This window comes from Halovulum sp. GXIMD14794 (assembly GCF_054457455.1).
Genome location: NZ_JBTLNF010000007.1, coordinates 322,072 through 340,539, shown reverse-complemented (window position 1 = coordinate 340,539; position 18,468 = coordinate 322,072). Strand labels below are relative to the sequence as shown.

Annotated in this window: 20 protein-coding genes; 13 read left to right on the top strand and 7 right to left on the bottom strand. The window is 66.9% G+C overall.

Features of this window, described 5'->3' with window-relative positions:
- The first annotated feature begins 162 nt into the window (after positions 1 to 162).
- The 4 genes from dnaK to ACW9UR_RS18770 all read left to right on the top strand — a co-directional run bounded on the left by dnaK (position 163) and on the right by ACW9UR_RS18770 (position 4,218).
- Positions 163 to 2,085, top strand: coding sequence for a molecular chaperone DnaK (dnaK, locus tag ACW9UR_RS18785; RefSeq protein WP_458918585.1), 1,923 nt, complete (start codon positions 163 to 165; stop codon positions 2,083 to 2,085).
- Positions 2,086 to 2,149: 64 nt separating this feature from the next.
- Positions 2,150 to 3,304, top strand: coding sequence for a molecular chaperone DnaJ (gene dnaJ / locus ACW9UR_RS18780; RefSeq protein WP_458918584.1), 1,155 nt, complete (start codon positions 2,150 to 2,152; stop codon positions 3,302 to 3,304).
- Positions 3,305 to 3,412: 108 nt separating this feature from the next.
- A complete protein-coding gene (locus tag ACW9UR_RS18775; protein ID WP_458918583.1) occupies positions 3,413 to 3,808 on the top strand; it encodes a DUF4304 domain-containing protein in 396 nt (131 codons plus the stop codon).
- Positions 3,809 to 3,924: 116 nt separating this feature from the next.
- Positions 3,925 to 4,218 carry a Dabb family protein gene (locus ACW9UR_RS18770; protein ID WP_458918582.1) on the top strand — a complete coding sequence of 98 codons (294 nt, stop codon included), beginning with the start codon at positions 3,925 to 3,927 and terminating at the stop codon, positions 4,216 to 4,218.
- On the opposite strand, the gene ACW9UR_RS18765 is transcribed toward ACW9UR_RS18770, so the two are convergent.
- Together ACW9UR_RS18765 and ACW9UR_RS18760 are read right to left on the bottom strand one after the other, a co-directional pair.
- Positions 4,215 to 4,337, bottom strand: a complete 123-nt coding sequence (locus tag ACW9UR_RS18765; RefSeq protein WP_458918581.1) for a hypothetical protein — start codon at positions 4,335 to 4,337, stop codon at positions 4,215 to 4,217. The genes ACW9UR_RS18770 and ACW9UR_RS18765 overlap by 4 nt on opposite strands.
- A gap of 179 nt (positions 4,338 to 4,516) precedes the next feature.
- Positions 4,517 to 5,779, bottom strand: a complete 1,263-nt coding sequence (locus tag ACW9UR_RS18760) for a SulP family inorganic anion transporter (protein WP_458918580.1) — start codon at positions 5,777 to 5,779, stop codon at positions 4,517 to 4,519.
- Positions 5,780 to 5,974: 195 nt separating this feature from the next.
- Between ACW9UR_RS18760 and ACW9UR_RS18755 the strand changes: the two genes are divergently transcribed.
- The gene (locus ACW9UR_RS18755) at positions 5,975 to 6,469 is read left to right on the top strand and encodes a hypothetical protein (protein WP_458918579.1); all 495 of its coding nucleotides are present in this window, start codon (positions 5,975 to 5,977) and stop codon (positions 6,467 to 6,469) included.
- On the opposite strand, the gene ACW9UR_RS18750 is transcribed toward ACW9UR_RS18755, so the two are convergent.
- The 3 genes from ACW9UR_RS18750 to ACW9UR_RS18740 are packed head-to-tail and all read right to left on the bottom strand — an operon-like array spanning position 6,466 to position 10,985.
- A complete protein-coding gene (locus tag ACW9UR_RS18750) occupies positions 6,466 to 7,485 on the bottom strand; it encodes a helix-turn-helix domain-containing protein (protein WP_458918578.1) in 1,020 nt (339 codons plus the stop codon). The two genes, ACW9UR_RS18755 and ACW9UR_RS18750, sit on opposite strands and share 4 nt — an antisense overlap.
- A 25-nt stretch (positions 7,486 to 7,510) precedes the next feature.
- Positions 7,511 to 9,766: an NADP-dependent malic enzyme gene (locus tag ACW9UR_RS18745; protein ID WP_458918577.1), complete on the bottom strand. Its 2,256-nt coding sequence runs from the start codon at positions 9,764 to 9,766 to the stop codon at positions 7,511 to 7,513.
- A 49-nt stretch (positions 9,767 to 9,815) separates the two neighbouring features.
- Positions 9,816 to 10,985 carry a TIGR03862 family flavoprotein gene (locus ACW9UR_RS18740; RefSeq protein ID WP_458918576.1) on the bottom strand — a complete coding sequence of 390 codons (1,170 nt, stop codon included), beginning with the start codon at positions 10,983 to 10,985 and terminating at the stop codon, positions 9,816 to 9,818.
- A gap of 20 nt (positions 10,986 to 11,005) precedes the next feature.
- On the opposite strand from ACW9UR_RS18740, the gene ACW9UR_RS18735 reads away from it, so the two are divergent.
- The 3 genes from ACW9UR_RS18735 to ACW9UR_RS18725 all read left to right on the top strand — a co-directional run bounded on the left by ACW9UR_RS18735 (position 11,006) and on the right by ACW9UR_RS18725 (position 12,637).
- Complete coding sequence (locus ACW9UR_RS18735) at positions 11,006 to 11,326, top strand: HNH endonuclease (protein ID WP_458918575.1); 321 nt, start codon at positions 11,006 to 11,008, stop codon at positions 11,324 to 11,326.
- A 51-nt stretch (positions 11,327 to 11,377) separates the two neighbouring features.
- Positions 11,378 to 11,932 carry an ActR/PrrA/RegA family redox response regulator transcription factor gene (locus tag ACW9UR_RS18730; RefSeq protein WP_458918574.1) on the top strand — a complete coding sequence of 185 codons (555 nt, stop codon included), beginning with the start codon at positions 11,378 to 11,380 and terminating at the stop codon, positions 11,930 to 11,932.
- 138 nt (positions 11,933 to 12,070) lie between these two features.
- Positions 12,071 to 12,637 (top strand): hypothetical protein, encoded by a 567-nt coding sequence (locus ACW9UR_RS18725; protein WP_458918573.1) that lies wholly within the window; start codon positions 12,071 to 12,073, stop codon positions 12,635 to 12,637.
- A gap of 169 nt (positions 12,638 to 12,806) precedes the next feature.
- Here the strand turns inward: ACW9UR_RS18725 and rimK are convergent, their stop codons facing one another.
- Both rimK and ACW9UR_RS18715 read right to left on the bottom strand, forming a co-directional pair.
- Positions 12,807 to 13,712 carry a 30S ribosomal protein S6--L-glutamate ligase gene (gene rimK / locus ACW9UR_RS18720; RefSeq protein ID WP_458918572.1) on the bottom strand — a complete coding sequence of 302 codons (906 nt, stop codon included), beginning with the start codon at positions 13,710 to 13,712 and terminating at the stop codon, positions 12,807 to 12,809.
- Positions 13,709 to 14,152, bottom strand: coding sequence for an ATP-dependent zinc protease family protein (locus ACW9UR_RS18715; protein WP_458918571.1), 444 nt, complete (start codon positions 14,150 to 14,152; stop codon positions 13,709 to 13,711). Before ACW9UR_RS18715 ends, rimK begins: the two co-directional genes overlap by 4 nt.
- Positions 14,153 to 14,221: 69 nt before the next feature.
- Between ACW9UR_RS18715 and ACW9UR_RS18710 the strand changes: the two genes are divergently transcribed.
- The 5 genes from ACW9UR_RS18710 (at position 14,222) to ACW9UR_RS18690 (ending at position 18,458) form a co-directional block, all read left to right on the top strand.
- Positions 14,222 to 14,647 (top strand): DUF1801 domain-containing protein, encoded by a 426-nt coding sequence (locus ACW9UR_RS18710; RefSeq protein ID WP_458918570.1) that lies wholly within the window; start codon positions 14,222 to 14,224, stop codon positions 14,645 to 14,647.
- 190 nt (positions 14,648 to 14,837) lie between these two features.
- The gene (locus tag ACW9UR_RS18705; protein ID WP_458918569.1) at positions 14,838 to 15,446 is read left to right on the top strand and encodes a glutathione S-transferase family protein; all 609 of its coding nucleotides are present in this window, start codon (positions 14,838 to 14,840) and stop codon (positions 15,444 to 15,446) included.
- 168 nt (positions 15,447 to 15,614) lie between these two features.
- Complete coding sequence (rimP, locus tag ACW9UR_RS18700; protein ID WP_458918568.1) at positions 15,615 to 16,178, top strand: ribosome maturation factor RimP; 564 nt, start codon at positions 15,615 to 15,617, stop codon at positions 16,176 to 16,178.
- The gene (gene nusA / locus ACW9UR_RS18695) at positions 16,175 to 17,833 is read left to right on the top strand and encodes a transcription termination factor NusA (RefSeq protein ID WP_458918567.1); all 1,659 of its coding nucleotides are present in this window, start codon (positions 16,175 to 16,177) and stop codon (positions 17,831 to 17,833) included. The genes rimP and nusA overlap by 4 nt, the downstream gene beginning before the upstream one ends.
- Positions 17,834 to 17,837: 4 nt before the next feature.
- Positions 17,838 to 18,458: an RNA-binding protein gene (locus tag ACW9UR_RS18690; RefSeq protein WP_458918566.1), complete on the top strand. Its 621-nt coding sequence runs from the start codon at positions 17,838 to 17,840 to the stop codon at positions 18,456 to 18,458.
- Positions 18,459 to 18,468 lie beyond the last annotated feature (10 nt).

Sequence of the window (18,468 nt, the reverse complement as noted above, 5' to 3'; positions counted from 1 at the left end):
AGCCCGCATGCGCGTGGCGCTGTTGCAGCCCCAAAAACCGGTCCCTATATACCGCAACGGATCGGGGTGCCCGCCGAAACGGCCAAGCCCCGGAAAATCAAGGGATGAGGACCGGGGGCCGCCCCGCGGACCTGGCCTCGCAATCGCCGGAAGAGGAAAGACATGTCGAAAGTCATCGGTATCGACCTCGGGACCACGAACTCCTGCGTCGCGATCATGGACGGCGCGAACGCGAAAGTCGTCGAGAACTCGGAAGGGGCGCGGACCACGCCCTCGATCGTCGCATTCACCGACGATGAACGCCTGGTCGGACAGGCCGCCAAACGGCAGGCCGTCACCAACCCCACCAACACGCTGTTCGCCATCAAGCGCCTGATCGGCCGCCGCCTGACCGACCCGGTGGTCGCCAAGGACAAGGACATGGTGCCCTACGAGATCGTCGAGGGCGACAATGGCGACGCCTGGGTGCGCGTGAAGGACGAAACCTACGCCCCCAGCCAGATCTCGGCCTTCATCCTGCAGAAGATGAAGGAAACCGCCGAGGCCTATCTGGGCGAGAAGGTCGACAAGGCCGTTATCACCGTCCCGGCCTATTTCAACGACGCCCAGCGCCAGGCGACCAAGGACGCCGGCAAGATCGCGGGCCTCGAGGTGCTGCGCATCATCAACGAGCCGACCGCGGCTGCGCTGGCCTATGGTCTCGACAAGAAAGAGACCAAGACGATCGCCGTCTATGACCTTGGCGGCGGTACTTTCGACATCACCATTCTGGAGATCGACGACGGCCTGTTCGAGGTTAAGTCGACCAACGGCGACACCTTCCTGGGCGGCGAAGACTTCGACATGCGCATCGTCCAGTACCTGGCCGAGCAGTTCCAGAAGGAAAACGGCGTCGACCTGCGCAAGGACAAGATGGCCCTCCAGCGCCTCAAAGAGGCTGCCGAGAAGGCCAAGATCGAACTGTCCTCGTCGAGCCAGACCGAGATCAACCAGCCGTTCATCTCGATGGACCCCGAGACCCGTCAGCCGCTGCACCTGGTGCTGAAGCTGACCCGCGCCAAGCTGGAAAGCCTGGTGGGCGACCTGATCAAGCGCTCGATGGATCCGTGCAAGGCCGCGCTGAAGGATGCGGGCCTGTCGACCTCGGACATCGACGAGGTTGTGCTGGTCGGCGGCATGACCCGCATGCCCAAGGTCGTCGAGGAAGTGACCAAGTTCTTCGGCAAGGAACCGCACAAGGGCGTCAACCCGGATGAGGTCGTGGCCCTGGGCGCCGCGATCCAGGCCGGCGTTCTGCAGGGCGACGTCAAGGACGTGGTGCTCCTGGACGTGACCCCGCTGAGCCTGGGCATCGAGACCCTGGGCGGCGTGTTCACCCGCCTGATCGACCGCAACACGACCATCCCGACGAAGAAGTCCCAGGTGTTCTCGACCGCCGAGGACAACCAGAACGCGGTGACGATCCGCGTCTTCCAGGGCGAGCGCGAGATGGCCGCGGACAACAAGCTGCTGGGCCAGTTCAACCTTGAACAGATCCCGCCCGCCCCGCGCGGCGTGCCGCAGATCGAGGTGACCTTCGACATCGACGCCAACGGCATCGTGTCGGTGTCCGCCAAGGACAAGGGCACCAACAAGGAGCAGAAGATCACCATCCAGGCCTCGGGTGGCCTGTCGGACGACGACATCGACCGGATGGTGAAAGAGGCCGAGGAGAACGCCGAAGCCGACAAGGCCCGCAAGGACCTGGTCGAGGCGAAGAACCAGGCCGAAAGCCTTGTGCACAACACCGAGAAATCGGTCGAGGAGCATGGCGACAAGGTCGATCCGACCACGGTCGAGGCGATCGAGATGTCGCTGAAGAACCTGAAGGAAGCGCTTGAGGGCGAAGACGCCGAGAAGATCAAGACGCGCAGCCAGGACGTGATGGAAGCGTCGATGAAGCTGGGCGAGGCGATCTACAAGTCGCAGCAGGAAGAGGCCGAGAAGGCCGAAGCGGACGAACCGTCGCCCGTGGACGAGAATGACGACGATGTCGTTGACGCCGAGTACGAAGACGTCGACGGCGACGATCGCAAATCGTCCTGAGCTTGAAGCCGGAGAGCCGGCCCGCCCTCGGGGCGGGCCGGTTTTCCGTTGCAGGAGTAGCTGAATGGCGAAGGCTGACTACTACGATATCCTGGGCGTCGGCCGGAATGCGGACGCGGACGAACTGAAGAAGGCCTACCGCAGGAAGGCCAAGGAACTTCACCCCGACCGCAATTCCGACAACCCGAACGCCGAGTCACAGTTCAAGGAAGTGAACGAGGCCTACGACGTCCTGAAGGACGCCGAGAAGAAGGCTGCCTATGACCGCTTCGGCCATGCGGCGTTCGAGAACGGCTCGAACGGACCGCGCGGCGCAGGCGGCGGGTTCCACGGCGGGGCCGATTTCGCATCCGCGTTCTCGGACGTGTTCGACGACCTGTTCGGCGGGTTCGCCGCCGGCGGCGGCCGCCAGGGCGGCGGCCAGCGGGCGCGGCGCGGGGCCGACCTGCGCTACAACCTGAAGATCTCGCTTCAGGACGCCTATCGCGGCAAGCAGACCACGCTGGACGTGCCGACCTCGGTCGCCTGCGATGTGTGCTCGGGCACCGGCGCCGAGGGCGGCTCGGAACCCTCGACCTGCCCGACCTGCTCGGGCATGGGCAAGGTGCGCGCGCAACAGGGCTTCTTCACGGTGGAACGCACCTGTCCGACTTGCTCGGGCAAGGGCCAGATCATCAAGGATCCCTGCAAGAACTGCGGCGGCGCGGGCCGGGTCGAGAAGGACCGCTCGCTGTCGGTCAACATCCCGCCGGGCGTCGAGACCGGGACCCGCATCCGCCTTGCCGGCGAGGGCGAGGCCGGGCTGCGCGGCGGGCCGTCGGGCGATCTCTACATCTTCATCGAGGTCGAGGATCACCAGATCTTCGAGCGGGATGGCGCGAACCTGTTCTGCCGGATCCCGGTTTCGATGACGACCGCCGCCCTGGGCGGCGAGCTGGAAGCGCCGAACATCGACGGCGGCCGCAGCCGGGTGAAGGTCCCGGCGGGCGTGCAGACCGGCAAGCAGCTGCGGCTGCGCGCCAAGGGCATGCCGATGCTGCGCGGCACCGGGTTCGGCGACCTCTACATCGAGCTGGCGGTCGAGACCCCGGTGAACCTCAGCCAGAAGCAGAAGGACCTGCTGAAGGAGTTCGAGGCCGCGGGCAAGAACAACAGCCCCGAAAGCCAGGACTTCTTTTCCAAGGTCCGCAGTTTCTGGGATGGCATGAAAGGGGCCTGAGGCGCGCAGTATCCGGCGCCGGACCCTCATGAGACTCCATGATCACCGGCTCCCTTCTTTCACGAGGGGGTCGGCTTCCCAGGGCCCAAGCGGCAAGGGGCGCCGGCAATGCCTAATGCTGACCCGTTTGCAAGGCTCGAGCCAGTAGAGATCGACGTCGTCGCGTCGCAGCGTGGTTTCCGGCGCCGAGGTCAGCGAAACTGGACCAGGCGCACGCCCGACTTCGTGCAGCTGGTCAACCTCCAACATTCACAGTGGGACGCGCAGACCCGCTACCTGAACTTCGCGATGTGGGCGCTGGCGCTGGGTGAGCCGCCCAGCGTCGCCGAGAGCAAGGTCCATTTCCGGACCCGGGCGGAAAGCCTGGGCGCGCGGGATCTGTCGGATCTTTTCAGGATCGCGGACGGCCTGCGAACGCTCAATGATCTTGGGATCGCCCTTCGTGAGAAGCGTGTGTCCGGTCTGTGTTCCCGGCATCTGCAAAACCTACTGGCTTTGGAATAGGGATCACGGACGCCAGCCTTCCCGGTGCCTTTCGAGATCCGAAGCCGCGGGCGGCTTTCCCTTGACCGGCAGCCGTAGGACGCGAACCTTGATTGGATCGCAACCCGGAGACTGTCATGCTGCGCCACATCGTTCTGCTCACCTTCAAGCCCGAGGCCGACGATGACGCCCGTGACGCGCTTCGCGCCGCCGTCGCACGTTTCCCCGCGCAGGTGCCCGAGGTCCGTTCGCTGACCTGCGGCGACAATGTCGGCTCGGGGCCGAACCACCATGATTTCGCCGTGGTAGCCGATTTCGACGACATGGCCGCCTTCAGTCGCTACATCGAAAGCTACGCGCACAGGAATTACGTCGAGACCCACGCCAAGACGGTCGTGGCGAAGCTTTCGGCGATCCAGCACGAGTTCTAGACCGGCGCGGCGCGCTCGATGGCGATGATCGTGTCGACGACCTGCCTGTTCGGCCCGGTGCCGTCACGCGCGACATTGTCGACGAAGACCTCGCGCCAGTCGACCTTGGGCAGGGCCATTGTCTCAAGTTCTACTCGGGCGCTCCGCCGCTGCACGCAATCGGCAACGACGAGGATGTACCCGTCTGCCTGCTGGCCCGCGCCGCGAACGCGGCGACGGATGCCGCGCTCGAGGCCAGCCGCCGCGAGTTCGCGGCGCAGTTGCGCCGGGTCTCGGTCGCGGATCTGGCGGCGTCGATCTATCGCTCGGGCGGGGTCCAGTCGGCGGGCGGCACGTCGCGGCGGCGCAGCCGAAGGGCCAGGCCAAGCGCCACGCCGACGCCGATCGCCACCGTCAGGTCGGCGACAACCGTCAGCACCAGCGTCAGCACCAGCAGCACCTTGTCCGAGGTCCGCCGCTGCAGATGCGCCCGCCACTTGTGCGGCTCGCTCATGTTCCAGGCGGTCAGGATCAGCAGCCCGGCCAGCGCGGGCATCGCCAGCTGCCCCGCCAGCGGCGCCGCGGCCATCATCACCACCAGCACGGTCAGCGCGTGGACCATGCCCGCAACCGGTGTCCGGCCCCCGGCGCGCACATTGGTCGCCGTCCGGGCGATGGCCCCGGTCGCGGGCAGCCCGCCGAACAGGGCCGAGCCGACATTGGCCGCGCCCTGCGCCAGCATCTCGGCATTGGGCCGGTGGCGGCCGTCGATCATCCGGTCGGCGACCATGGCCGACAACAGCGACTCCACCCCCGCAAGGAAAGCGATGATCATCGCCGAGGGGAGCAGCTCGACCATGCGGGCATAGCTGACGTCGGGCAGGCGCGGCATCGGCAGGGTCGAGGGCAGGGCCCCGAAGCGCGAGGCGATGGTATCGACCGGCAGTCCCAACAGCGCCACCGCCGCCGAGCCCAGCGCCACCGCCACGATCAGCCCCGGAAACCGCGGATAGGCGCGGCGCAGCAGCACGATGCACGCCATCGTCCCCAGCCCGACGCCCAGCGCCGACAGGTTCAGCGTCGCCCGCGCGCCCCAGAGCGCACCGAGCTTGGCGAAGAACTCCGCCGGCACCTCGGTCAGCGCCAGGCCCATCAGGTCCTTCAGCTGGCTGGCAGCGATGATCACCGCGATGCCCATGGTGAACCCATCGATCACCGCCTCGGGGATGTACTCGACCAGACTGCCCGCCCGCAGCGCGCCGGCCACCAGCAGCATCACGCCCGCCATCAGCGTGGCCAGCACCAGCCCGTCATAGCCGTGGGTCGCGATCACGCCCGCGACCACCACAATGAACGCCCCGGTCGGCCCGCCGATCTGCACCCGACTTCCGCCCAGCGCCGAGATCAGGAAACCGCCAACGATCGCCGTGATCAGCCCGGTGCCCGGATCCGCCCCCGAGGCGATGGCGATCGCGAGGCTCAGGGGCAGCGCAACCATGGCGACAGTGACCCCGGCGACCGTGTCAGAGGCGAACGCCTCGCGGGTATAGCCGGGCAGGGTGGTCAGGATCTTGGGTTTCATCGGGACTCCGCACGGGTGCGGCCGGCCGAAATTGCCGGTCGCCGCCATCGAACACCCGAAGCCACCCTCGGCGCAAGAGGACCGCACGCCGCAAGGCCGGAAACACGTTTCCGAACGTTCCCGAACGCGCTTCCGGGCGCGCGGCGCGGCCCGGCGCCCCAGTCTGCCGCTAACGCAACCACGAAAGGGCAGACCATGCCGAACCTTATTGCACCCCTCGCACTCACCGTCGCGCTTGCCACGCCCGCGCTGGCCGGAGCCCCGGCGCTGACCACCAGTCTCGGGCACGCCATCCCGGCCGAGGCCGGCGGCGTCGTGGTGGTCCAGAACGTCCGCCGCGCCTCGCTTCTGCAGCTCAACGGCATGGCCGGCACCGGAGAGGCCGTGCTGCGCGCCGATACCGGCGGCTGCATCCGCATGCCGCTGCGCTTCGCCGCCGGGAACTTCGAGGGCGAGGGCATCGGCGTGCGCGACGGCGCGCCTGTCGTGATGGTACTGTCCGAACAGGTCGCGCGGGATCTTCTGCGCGGCCGCGAGGTGATCAGCGACGGGCTGACCACCACCGGACCGCAGGCGGATGTCGAGATCCTCTCGGGCCTGACCGCCAGCTACGGCTTCGTGCTGAACCCGGGACGCTCGGTCTGGGCCGAGGTCTTCGGGCCGGGACGCGAGGCGATCGACTGCCGCTAACCCGCGCGGTACTGCGTCGGGGTCTGCCCGGTCACGCGCCGGAACTCGGTGTTGAAACTGGACTTGCTGGCGAACCCCGACTCCAGCATCACCTCGGTCACCGGAAGCTCGCCCTCGCGCAGCAGGCGCTGCGCATGGGCGATCCGGTGGCCGTTCACGTAGCGGGTGAAGCTTTCGCCGGTGCAGCGGTTCGCCGCGACCGAGACCTCGCGCGCCGGACGGCCCAGCCTGCGCGCCACCCGCGCCAGCGTCAGGTTGCTGTCCCGGTAGAGCTGGTGTCCGTTCATCAGCCGGTCCAGTTCGGCCAGCACGTCGCGGTCCGCCTCGGTCTCGGGGTGTTTCGACTGTTCAGCGGCCCCGGCGGCTTCGACCGGGCGCAGCAGCAGGGGCGTTCCGACCAGCGCCACGACGAAGACGAAACCGGTGAACAGGCCCGTCGCGCCGGTCAGCCAGCGCAGCACCTGCGCGTCACCGCCCAGCATTCCCGCCGCCAGCAGGCCGAGGTCGGTCACCACCGACAGCGCCAGCAGCACCGCGACCACCGCCATCGCGCCGCGCAGCAGCGGCAGCCCGCCCGCCGGGACATGCGCGAACTCGTCGGGGCTCAGCCGCAGCAGCATCAGCAGCCGCACCAGGTAGACCGCCGTGATGCCGGTCAGCGCCAGTTCGAACACCGGCGGCGGGGACAGAAGCACCAGCGCCTGCACCGCGACGATCACGGCAGCCGTCACCGCCACACGGCGCTTCGCCTGCCCCGGCGCGTCCTGCGCCAGCGCCCGGAACCCGGCCCAGGCCGACGGCGCGAGCATCGCCGCCACCACCGGCTGCACCAGCGGCGCCCAGGCCGCGCCGTACTCAAGGCGCAGACCCAGCAGCAGGCCGATCGCGGTCAACGAACACAGAAACAGGCCCAGCCACGCCCGCGCCTCGCGGGGCAGGCGTACGTTGCTCGCAAGCGTCGCGGCGGCAATGGCGGTCAGCGCGCTGACCAGCCATGCCAGGGGAAGCGTGGCCATGAAACCTCCGGGCGGCGGGCCGCGCTCAGCCCACCTTGCAGGCGGCCAGCAGCGCCATGTTCAAGATGTCGTTCACCGTCGAGCTGATCGCGCAGATCTTCACCGGCTTGTCGATGCCGGTCAGGATCGGGCCGATCACCGTCGCGCCGCCCAGTTCCTGCAACAGTTTCACGCTGATCGAGGCCGAGTGCCGTGCGGGCACGACGAGGATGTTTGCAGGCTCGGACAGGCGGCAGAACGGATACTGGCGCATCACCTCCATGTTCAGCGCCACGTCCACGGTCATCTCGCCGTCATGCTCGAAATCGACGCCACGTTCGATCAGGATCTCGTTGGCGCGGGACATTTTCTCGGCCCGCTCGGACACCGGGTAGCCGAAGTTCGAGAAGCTGGCGAAGGCGACACGCGGCTCCAGCCCCAGGGTACGGGCGACGCTGGCGGCGGCTTCGGCGATGTTGGCCAGGTCCTCTTCCTCGGGCCATTCATGCACCAGCGTATCGGCGATCAGCACCATGCGCCCGTTCAGCAGCACGGCGGTGATCCCCACCGCGCCGTGGCCCGGCTCGACGTCGAAGACATGGCCGATCTGCGCCAGCGCCTGCGCCGACTTTCGGGTCGCGCCTGTCACCATGCCGTCGACCAACCCGTGATGAACCAGCAGCGAGGCGAACACGTGCCGGTCACGCGAGGCCAGCCGGTGGCAATCCCGCTGGTCGAACCCCTGCCGTTGCAGGCGCGCGTAAAGCGTCGCGGTCATGCTGGCCAGATCCTCGACCGTGGCGGCGTTGACGATCTCGATCTCGTCGATGGCCTCGGGCATCCCGGCGGCGTCGAGAATGCCCTGGATCTGATCGTGGCGACCGACGACAACCGGCGAGCCCAGCCCCGCGCGCCCGAAGGCGACGGCGGCGCGCACCACCCGCTCGTCATCGCCCTCGGCAAAGGCGATCCGGGCCTGTTCGCGCCGGGCGCGCGCATTGAGCGCCTGCAGGATCGAGGCCGTCGGATCGAGCCGCGCCTTCAGGTCGTGCTCATAGCCCTCCATGTCGATGATCGGGCGGCGGGCGACGCCGGTGTCCATCCCCGCCTTCGCGACGGCGGGTGGAATCGTGTAGATCAGGCGCGGATCGAACGGCGTCGGGATGATGTAGTCCGGCCCGAAGGTCAGCTTGCGGCCATAGGCCATCGCGACCTCGTCGGGCACGTCCTGCCGGGCCAGGCGGGCCAGCGCCTCGGCGCAGGCGATTTTCATCTCGTCGTTGATCGCGCGGGCGTGGACGTCCAGCGCACCCCGGAAGAGGTAGGGAAAGCCCAGGACATTGTTCACCTGGTTGGGATAGTCCGAGCGGCCCGTCGCCACGATCACGTCGTCGCGGACCTCACGCGCCTCTTCGGGCGTGATTTCAGGGTCGGGGTTGGCCATGGCGAAGATCACCGGGTTCGGGCCCATCGCCGCGACCATTTCGGGCGTCACGGCACCCTTGGCCGACACGCCCAGGAACACGTCCGCCCCCTCCATCGCGTCGGCCAGCGTGCGCAGGTCGGTCTTGACCGCATGCGCCGATTTCCACTGGTTCATGCCCTCGGTGCGGCCCTGCCAGATCACCCCCTTGGTGTCGCAGACGATGCAATTCTCATGCCGCGCGCCCATCGACTTGAGCAGTTCGATACAGGCGATCCCCGCAGCCCCCGCGCCGTTCAGCACGATCCGGCAATCCTCGATCTTCTTGCCCGAGATACGCAGCGCGTTGATCAGCCCGGCCGCGCAGATCACCGCCGTGCCGTGCTGGTCGTCGTGGAAGACGGGGATGTCCATCTGCTCCTTGAGCGTCTGCTCGATGATGAAGCATTCCGGCGCCTTGATATCCTCGAGGTTGATGCCCCCGAAACTCGGCCCCATCAGCCGCACCGCCTGGATGATCTCGTCCGCATCCGCCGTGTCCAGCTCGATGTCCACCGCGTTCACGTCGGCGAACCGCTTGAACAGGGCCGCCTTGCCCTCCATCACCGGTTTCGAGGCCAGCGCGCCGAGGTTCCCCAGCCCCAGGATCGCCGAGCCGTTCGAGATCACGGCGACCATGTTCCCCTTGGTCGTGTAGTCGTAGGCAAGGCCCGGGTCCTTGGCGATCTCCTCGACCGGGACCGCGACGCCGGGCGAATAGGCCAGGCTCAGGTCGCGCTGCGTGACCATGGGCACCGAGGCGCGGACCTCCAGCTTTCCGGGGTGCGGCTCGAGGTGATAGGTCAGCGCCTCGTCGCGCGTGTACTTTCGGCTGGCCATGTCGGCGATCTCTCCCTGGGCTTTTCGGCCACCTTACCGGGGCGCGGGCTCAGGGCAAGGCTGCGCGGGCGGCGGCACGTCCGGCGATGCGCCCGGTGGCAAGGCAGGTTGTGATCAGGTAGCCGCCGGTCGGCGCGTCCCAGTCGATCATCTCGCCCGCGCAAAAGGTGCCGGGCCGGGCACGCAGCATCAGGTCGTCGGTCAGTGCCGAAAGCGGCACGCCCCCGGTGGTCGAGATCGCCTCGTCCAGCGGCCTTGGCCCGCGCACCGCCAGCGGCACCGCCTTGATCCGCGCCGCCAGTGCCTCGGGCGCATCGGGCAAAGGCCCCGCCTCGCGCAGCAGCGCTGCCTTCACACCCTCCAGCCGGATCGTGCGCCGCAGGTGGTTGGCGAGGCTCGCCTTGCCGCGCGGCCGGGCCAGTTTCGCCGCCAGTTGCGCCGCGCTCTGCCCCGGCATGAGGTCCAACACCAGCACCCCCGAGGCCAGCAAGGGCTGCGCGACGGCATAAACCGCGCTGCCCTCGATCCCGCGCGCCGAGACGACAAATTCGCCGGCCACGCTGGCTTCGCCCGCTGTCAGCGTCACGGGCTTCACCGGCTGGCCGAAATGTTTCGCCATATGGGGGGACCAGTCGACCTCGAACCCCATGTTCGACGGGCCGAAAGGGACAAGCGGCACCTCGGGTAGCAGCGCGGTCCAGCGCCCGTCGCTGCCCAGCCGCGCCCAGCTTGCGCCGCCCAGCGCCAGCACCACGGCCTTTGCCTGCACCTGCCGAGGGCCATAGGGTGTGTCGAACTCCAACCCCCCGGTCCAGCGCCAGCGGGTGCGCAGATCGACGCCCGCACCCTCCAGCCGGGCGATCCAGGCGCGCAGCAGCGGCGAGGCCTTCATCGCCACCGGGAACACGCGGCCCGACGAGCCGGTGAAGACCTCCTGCCCCAGCCCGCATGCCCAGTCCTGCACCTCGGCCGGGCCAAACGCAGCCGACGCCGCGTCCAGCGCCGAGCCCGGCGAGACCTGCGCACGAAACGCCCGCGCCTCCTGGTCCATCGTCAGGTTCAGCCCCGATTTGCCAGCCATCAGGAACTTCCGGCCCAGGGTCGGCTTCTGCTCGGCCAGAAGCACGCGCGCGCCATTGGCGGCGGCGGTCTCGGCGGCCATCAGGCCCGCCGGCCCGCCCCCTATCACGCATACGTCAACATTGATCCCGGTACCCATTGGGCGCGTATAACAGGCAAATGAGTGAAGAACATCCGGATGGAGACCCGATCTGCGCGCTGTGCGGCCGGCCGATCCCGCCGCACGCCAGGCAAAGCGTGCACCACCTCGTGCCCAAACTGAAAGGCGGGAAGGGCGGTCCGACGGTGCTGCTGCACCAGATCTGCCACAACGAGATTCACGCCACGCTGACCGAGGCCGAGCTGGCGCGCGAATACAACACCCCCGAGGCGCTGCGGGCACATCCGCACCTGTCAGGGCTGATCCGCTGGCTGGCGCGCAAGGACCCCGCGTTCCATCGCCGCAGTGCTGGCGGCCGCCGGAAGCGGCAATCCCTTTGACGCTGCCCGCCTTGGAGAATATTGATCCGTAAACGGCAAAGGATAACAACAATGCCCGATACCGAACTCCACGACCTTGGTCCCGACAAGTCGCTGCTGCTGGTCGACGACGACGAGCCGTTCCTGCGCCGGCTGGCCCGCGCGATGGAGAAGCGCGGCTTCGAACCGACCGCCGTGCAGACCGTGGCCGAGGGCAAGACCGTCGCCGCGACCCGGCCCCCCGCCTATGCGGTGATCGACCTGCGGCTCGAGGACGGCAACGGGCTGGACGTGGTCGAGGCCCTGCGCGAGAAGCGGCCCGACAGCCGGATCGTCGTGCTGACCGGGTATGGCGCGATCGCCACGGCGGTCGCCGCGGTGAAGATCGGCGCGACCGACTACATGTCGAAGCCCGCCGACGCCAACGATGTCACCAACGCCCTTCTGGCCCGCGGCGAGGACAAGCCGCCGCCGCCCGAGAACCCGATGTCTGCCGACCGGGTGAAGTGGGAGCACATCCAGCGCGTATTCGAGTTGTGCGATCGTAACGTCTCCGAGACGGCGCGCAGGCTGAATATGCACCGTCGCACATTGCAGAGAATCCTCGCGAAAAGATCGCCGCGCTAGGGCGCGGCGTTTTCTTCAAATGCGCGCGTTAATAGTGTTGCAAATCACACTCTTCACGTCAGAGTTTTGCTCGAATCGCGTGACACAACCGGTAACGATAGTGTAAAGCTCCGGAAAGTTTTTCGGAGGCCGCATTCCATGACGATGGTGGAACCCATTACCACAAAAGTCGCGCGACCCAAGATCCGTACGCTGTCCAGCTATCGCCGGAAGTCCGTCGATATCAACGTAACCCCCGTCGGGGCCGCCGAGATTCCCGAATTGCACGCCTATATCGCCAACGTCCTGGGCAACGGTATCGCCAGCGTCGAGACGGTGAAGGCGGTACATGCCAAGCAGGGGTTCAGCATCTGGAAAGTGGCCGACAGCAAGGGCAAGCTTTCCGGCGTCTTCGCGCTGCTCTACCTCAACGAAGCCGGTCTTCAAGCCGTCCAGGACGAGGTATTCGACGCCGCGAACCCGGACATGTCGCACCTCGCGGATCAACCTCAGGAAGTGGTCGCCATTTTCGCCTGGTGTTTCGTGCTGCGCGGCAAGGCCAAGGCTGCACTTCTGAAGGTCGCCACCTGGCTCGACCTTTGCGGCTGGAACGAATGCCCGATCTTCACCAACCCGGTGACGCCGCAAGGCTCACGCCTGGCCGAGGCGCTTGGCTTCCAGCCGGTTCACGACCCGCAGGTCTCGGCGCTGCACGCGGTAATGTAACGCCGCGCCCGGTGGCGGACGGCGCATGCCTCCGGCGGGGATATTTCGAGAAAGCGGAAGGCTCTGACAGCGCCCGGGCGGAGGTGTTCAGGTAGTCTTAAGGAATTTTCTTTCACATATTTCAGTGTGTTGAGGGGGTTTTCACGGTGAAACCCCCTGTCTACACGGGTCAACCCTTGCCGCGGGTGCGCGTCTTGTTGGGTTTCGCGACCAGTTCCAGGTGGGCGATCATCCGGTCCGCCACGTCGATCCCGGTGGCTTTCTCGAGACCCTCCAAGCCGGGCGAAGAGTTCACCTCCATCACTGCCGGGCCGTCGGCGGCGCGCAGCATGTCGACGCCGCAGACGCTCAGCCCCATGGCCTTGGCTGCCGCGACGGCGGTGGCGCGCTCTTTCGGGGTGATGCGGACCACGGTTGCCTGTCCGCCCTGGTGCAGGTTCGAGCGAAAGTCGCCCTCGGCCCCCTTGCGTTTCATCGCGGCGACGACCTTGTCGCCGATCACCAGGCAGCGAATATCCTCGCCGTTGGCTTCCTTGACGAAGCTTTGCACGATGAACTGGGCATTCAGCGACGAGAACGCCTGGATGATACTCTCGGCGGCCTTCTGGGTCTCGCCCAGCACCACGCCCTTGCCCTGCGTGCCCTCGAGCAGTTTGATGATCGCCGGGGCGCCGCCCATCAGCTCCAGCACGTAGGCCGGGTCCGAGGTGCGGTGGGCGAAGACCGTGGCGGGCATGCCGACATGTTTCCGGCTGAGCAGCTGCATCGAGCGCAGCTTGTCCCGCGAGCGGCTGATCGCGACGCTTTCGTTGAGGGCGTAGACGCCCATCATCTCGAACTGGCGCAGCACGGCGGTGCCGAAGAAGGTCACGCTGGCGCCGATCCGGGGGATCACGGCGTCGAAGCCCTCGAGCTTTTCACCGCGATAGTGCAGCGCCGGACGGGCCGAGGCGATGTCGATGTAGCAGCGCATGTGGTTGATGACGCGAATCTCGTGACCCCGCGCCTCGGCGGCCTCGATCAGGCGGCGATGCGAGTAGAGCTCGGCGTTGCGGCACATCAGGGCGATCTTCATTCGTGTACGCTCCCACCTTGGAGGTGACGGCCGAGAATATGTGACCGTGATGGATCGACGAGGATGCGGCCGGACATGGCCTCGCGGCCGACCAGCATGCGGTAGGCCATCTGTTCGCGGTCGGTCAGGGTGACTTCCACCTGCCACGTATGGCCGCCCATGCACATGTCGAGGGCGATCACGGGCCGGTCCTCGGTCATGCCGTTGGAACTGCGGATCGAGCGGTACTCCTTGATGAGGAACCGCTGTTCGGCCTCGCCCTTGCGGCCGAGCAGGTGGAACAAGGCCCAGTCGGCGCCGTCCGCGTGCTCGGTCCGCAGGCCGTAAGCATGCAGCGCCGAGGTGCGGGCCCCGGTGTCCATCTTGGCGCGGATGAAGCCCCGCCCCGTTGCGGGCAGCTGCACCCATTCGCGCCAGCCCACGATCATTCGGTCGTCCATTCTTCGGTCCCCGGAGGTTTCGCGCGCCGTGTACACGTGGAAAGGTAGTCTGGGAAGGAGGCGCGTCACATGAGCGAGATGAAAACCGTCGAGACCGATGCCGACCCGCATGCCTTTCTGGCGGGGGTGTCACATCCCGGGCGGCGGGAGGATGCCGAGGCCGTGGTGGCGATGATGGCGCGGGTGACGGGCTGGCCGCCGCGGATGTGGGGCGACAGTATCGTGGGCTTCGGGAGCTATGACTACACCCGGCGGGACGGCTCGGCACACCGTTTCTTCCGCACCGGGGTTTCACCGCGCAAGGCGGCGCTGACGGTCTACCTGATGCCGGGCGTGGCGCGGTATGAAAGCCTGCTGGCCAAGCTGGGGCCGCACAAGCATTCGGTGAGTTGTCTCTATCTCGGGCGGCTCAAGAATATCGACGCGGGTGTGCTGGAGGATCTGGTGCGCGAGAGCGTCGCGGACATGGGGCGGATGTACCCGGTTTCAGGGTGAAATCAGGGCGTTTCATCGTGAAAACCCCCTTAAGCCCATGAAATCTATGTTGAAAAGAGTGTGAAAACTTCGTTAACGCAAAAAATCGCGCCCCGGATGACCCTCCTGACACAAGGCTGTCAGGAGGGGTACACTAGAGATCGTACCCGTTGGGGGCCGGCGCTCGGCCCCGTTTGCCTTGGGGAAAACCATGCTGACTTTGTACCACGCCTACCACTCCCGCTCGACGCGGATCGTGCAGCTGATCGACGAGTTGGGCGCACGCGACAAGGTGGAGATCAGGACGGTCTCGATTCCGCGCCGCGACGGCTCGGGCGGGCCGGACGAGAGCAACCCGCACCCGGACCGCAAGGTGCCGGTGCTGGTCCATGACGGCGAGGTGATCCGCGAGTCGAGCGCGATCATGATCTATCTGTGCGAGTTGTTCCCCGAAGCGGGTCTGGCGCCGAAACCGGGCGAGAAGGGGCGCGGGCCGTTCCTGTCGTGGATGGCCTGGTATGGCGACGTGATGGAGCCTGTCCTCGTCCATCAGTTCGCGGAGCTTGAGCATCCGATGCTTCAGGCGACGTTCCGGGGCGTTCCCGAGATGCAGGCGGCGCTGGCGACGGCGCTCGAGTCCCAGCCCTATCTTCTGGGTGAGCGGTTCAGCGCGGCGGATCTGCTGATCTGCTCGACCTTTGCCTGGCTGCCGGATGCGATCCCGGACGTCGCGCATGTCCGGGACTGGGTGGCGCGCTGCCTGGATCGGCCCGCCTTCGTCGCGGCGACCGAGTACGACGCGGCGCTGGCGGCGGCCTGAGTCACAATTCGCTTGCATCCCGGCGGGCGACGACTTATTTAGCTGCACAACAGCGGCAAGACTGGGGTCCAAACCCAGGCTTCCACCGGACGAGATCTAACGGGCCGCTGGCCCGTTTTTTTGTGTCCGGCATGCCGCCAGCGGACCCGGACAAATTGGAAGGTGCCTATGACCGACCTGATCGCCAAAGCGCAGATGGACCGTCGCCTGGCCGAGATCGTGATGCCCACGATCGAGGGTCTGGGCTACGAGCTGGTGCGTCTGCGCTTCATGGGCGGCAAGAAACCCGTGCTGCAGATCATGGCCGACACGCCTCAGGGCAATATCGAGGTGGACGATTGCGCCAAGATCAGCCGCGCCGTCAGCGCCGTGCTGGACGTCGAGGACCCGATCGAGGGCGAGTATGCGCTGGAAGTGTCCTCGCCGGGGATCGACCGGCCTTTGACCCGGCTCAAGGACTTCGAGACCTGGGACGGCTATGATGTGAAGTTGCAGACCGCCGAGCTGATCTCGGGGCGCAAGAACTTCAAGGGCGTGCTGCGCGGGGTCGAGGACGGCGAGGTGCTGATCGAGATCCAGGAGGGCACCATCGGGTTGCCCTTCGACTGGCTGACCGAGGCGAAGCTGGTGCTGACCGATGCGCTGATCGCCGCTGATCTTAAGGGACGCAAGGACGCCGGGTTCGATCCCGCCGCCTTTGACGAGATAGAGCAAGAAGAGGACGCGACATGAGTGTGACTTCCGCCAACCGGCTGGAGCTGTTGCAGATCGCGGACGCCGTGGCGCGCGAGAAGATGATCGACCCGGCTCTGGTGATCGAAGCGATGGAAGAGAGCTACGCCAAGGCGGCGCGCTCTCGCTATGGCGCAGAATACGATATCCGCGCCCACATCGACCCGCGCACCGGCGAGCTGACGATGCACCGTGTCCGCACCGTGGTCGAAGAGGTCGAGAACGGCTTTACCGAGCTGACGCCCGAGGATGCGCGCGAGTTCCTGGACAATCCCCAGATCGGCGACGAGATCCGCGACGAGCTGCCGCCGCCGGAAATGGGCCGGATCGCGGCCCAGTCGGCCAAGCAGGTCATCATGCAGAAGGTCCGCGAGGCCGAGCGTGAGCGTCAGTACGAGGAATTCAAGGACCGTGTCGGCCAGATCATCAACGGCCTGGTCAAGCGCGTGGAATACGGCAACGTCATCGTGGACGTCGGCCGGGGCGAGGCGATCATCCGCCGCGACCAGCTGATCAACCGCGAGACCTATCGCCCCGGCGACCGGGTGCGCGCCTATATCCGCGACGTCCGTCTGGAGACCCGTGGCCCGCAGATCTTCCTGAGCCGCACCGCGCCCGAGTTCATGGCCGAGCTGTTCAAGATGGAAGTGCCCGAGATCTACGACGGCATCATCGAGATCAAGGCCGTGGCCCGTGATCCGGGGTCGCGCGCCAAGATCGGCGTCATCAGCTATGACAACTCGATCGATCCGGTCGGCGCCTGTGTCGGTATGCGCGGCAGCCGCGTGCAGGCCGTGGTCAACGAGCTTCAGGGCGAGAAGATCGACATCATCCCCTGGAACGAGGATCAGCCGACCTTCCTGGTCAACGCGCTGCAGCCCGCCGAGGTCGCCAAGGTTGTCTTCGACGAGGACGCCGAGCGGATCGAGGTCGTGGTGCCCGACGATCAGCTGTCGCTGGCCATCGGCCGCCGTGGTCAGAACGTGCGTCTGGCCAGTCAGTTGACCGGTTTCGACATCGACATCATGACCGAGGCCGAGGAAAGCGAGCGCCGCCAGCGCGAGTTCGCCGAGCGCAGCCAGCTGTTCATGGAAACCATGAACGTGGACGAGATGGTCGCACAGCTTCTGGTTTCGGAAGGCTTCGAGACGCTGGAAGAGGTCGCCTTCGTCGACGTGGACGAGCTGACCTCGATCGAGGGCTTCGACGAGGCCACCGCCGAAGAGCTGCAGGCCCGTGCCCGCGAGAGCCTGGAAGAGATCAACCAGAAGGCCATCGAGAAGGCCAAGGAGATGGGTGTCGAGCAGGACCTGTTTGACTATGAGGGCCTGACACCCCAAATGATCGAGAAGCTGGCCGAGGACGGCATCCTCAACCTTGAGGAATTCGCCCGTTGCGCCGACTGGGAGCTGGCCGGCGGCTACACCACCGTCGACGGCAAGCGCGTCAAGGACGATGGCCTTCTCGAACAGTTCGACATGGGCCTGGACGAGGCGCAGCACCTGATCATGGGCGCGCGGCTGAAGCTGGGCTGGATCACCGAAGAGGAACTGGCCGCCCAGACCGCGGGCGACGAGGACCCGGACGGCGAGGCATCGGAAGACGATGACGCGTCGGACGCCGCGGCGGATCCCGCAGCGGAGGAGACCGCCTGAGGCGATGGACGTCGAGGGGATCGCGATGTCGCGCGGCGGACGCAAGGCAGACCGTTCGGAGCCCGAACGGCGCTGCATCGCCACCGGCGAACGGGGCGGCAAGGCGGGGCTGATCCGCTTTGTCGTCGATCCCGAGGGCCGCGTGGTCCCGGATCTGGCCGAGAAGCTGCCCGGACGGGGCATGTGGGTCTCGGCCGAACGGGCGGCGGTAGACAAGGCCGCGCGCAAGGGGCTGTTCTCGCGCGCGGCGAAACGGGCGGTGAAGGCGGACCCGGACCTGGCGGACCAGGTTTCGGCGCTGCTGGCGGCCCGTGTGGTCGAGCTTCTGTCCCTCGCCCGCAAGGCGGGACAGGCGTTCGCCGGGTTCGAGAAGGTGAAGGCCGCGCTCGAGACGGAGGAGGCGATCTGCCTGCTCCAGGCGGCCGACGGATCGGTGCGGGAGCGATCGCGCCTGCGCCCTCCGGAAGGAGAGAATACGCATTTCAGCGACCTCACCGCCGCTGAAATGGGTTTGGCATTCGGCCGGGATCGTGTGATACATGCCGCGCCGGTTTCGGGTGGACTCGGCGCGCGCGTGAGGTATGAGTCGGCGCGACTGTCGGGAATGGGACGAAATCGTGACTGACACGCGCCAG

Excerpts from the sequence above, each read along its gene's own strand:
- dnaK (WP_458918585.1), top strand. The coding sequence starts at position 163 with ATGTCGAAAGTCATCGGTATCGACCTCGGGACCACGAACTCCTGCGTC.
- dnaJ (WP_458918584.1), top strand. The coding sequence starts at position 2,150 with ATGGCGAAGGCTGACTACTACGATATCCTGGGCGTCGGCCGGAATGCG.
- ACW9UR_RS18775 (WP_458918583.1), top strand. The coding sequence starts at position 3,413 with ATGCCTAATGCTGACCCGTTTGCAAGGCTCGAGCCAGTAGAGATCGAC.
- ACW9UR_RS18770 (WP_458918582.1), top strand. The coding sequence starts at position 3,925 with ATGCTGCGCCACATCGTTCTGCTCACCTTCAAGCCCGAGGCCGACGAT.
- ACW9UR_RS18765 (WP_458918581.1), bottom strand. The coding sequence starts at position 4,337 with ATGGCCCTGCCCAAGGTCGACTGGCGCGAGGTCTTCGTCGACAATGTC.
- ACW9UR_RS18760 (WP_458918580.1), bottom strand. The coding sequence starts at position 5,779 with ATGAAACCCAAGATCCTGACCACCCTGCCCGGCTATACCCGCGAGGCG.
- ACW9UR_RS18755 (WP_458918579.1), top strand. The coding sequence starts at position 5,975 with ATGCCGAACCTTATTGCACCCCTCGCACTCACCGTCGCGCTTGCCACG.
- ACW9UR_RS18750 (WP_458918578.1), bottom strand. The coding sequence starts at position 7,485 with ATGGCCACGCTTCCCCTGGCATGGCTGGTCAGCGCGCTGACCGCCATT.
- ACW9UR_RS18745 (WP_458918577.1), bottom strand. The coding sequence starts at position 9,766 with ATGGCCAGCCGAAAGTACACGCGCGACGAGGCGCTGACCTATCACCTC.
- ACW9UR_RS18740 (WP_458918576.1), bottom strand. The coding sequence starts at position 10,985 with ATGGGTACCGGGATCAATGTTGACGTATGCGTGATAGGGGGCGGGCCG.
- ACW9UR_RS18735 (WP_458918575.1), top strand. The coding sequence starts at position 11,006 with ATGAGTGAAGAACATCCGGATGGAGACCCGATCTGCGCGCTGTGCGGC.
- ACW9UR_RS18730 (WP_458918574.1), top strand. The coding sequence starts at position 11,378 with ATGCCCGATACCGAACTCCACGACCTTGGTCCCGACAAGTCGCTGCTG.
- ACW9UR_RS18725 (WP_458918573.1), top strand. The coding sequence starts at position 12,071 with ATGACGATGGTGGAACCCATTACCACAAAAGTCGCGCGACCCAAGATC.
- rimK (WP_458918572.1), bottom strand. The coding sequence starts at position 13,712 with ATGAAGATCGCCCTGATGTGCCGCAACGCCGAGCTCTACTCGCATCGC.
- ACW9UR_RS18715 (WP_458918571.1), bottom strand. The coding sequence starts at position 14,152 with ATGGACGACCGAATGATCGTGGGCTGGCGCGAATGGGTGCAGCTGCCC.
- ACW9UR_RS18710 (WP_458918570.1), top strand. The coding sequence starts at position 14,222 with ATGAGCGAGATGAAAACCGTCGAGACCGATGCCGACCCGCATGCCTTT.
- ACW9UR_RS18705 (WP_458918569.1), top strand. The coding sequence starts at position 14,838 with ATGCTGACTTTGTACCACGCCTACCACTCCCGCTCGACGCGGATCGTG.
- rimP (WP_458918568.1), top strand. The coding sequence starts at position 15,615 with ATGACCGACCTGATCGCCAAAGCGCAGATGGACCGTCGCCTGGCCGAG.
- nusA (WP_458918567.1), top strand. The coding sequence starts at position 16,175 with ATGAGTGTGACTTCCGCCAACCGGCTGGAGCTGTTGCAGATCGCGGAC.
- ACW9UR_RS18690 (WP_458918566.1), top strand. The coding sequence starts at position 17,838 with ATGGACGTCGAGGGGATCGCGATGTCGCGCGGCGGACGCAAGGCAGAC.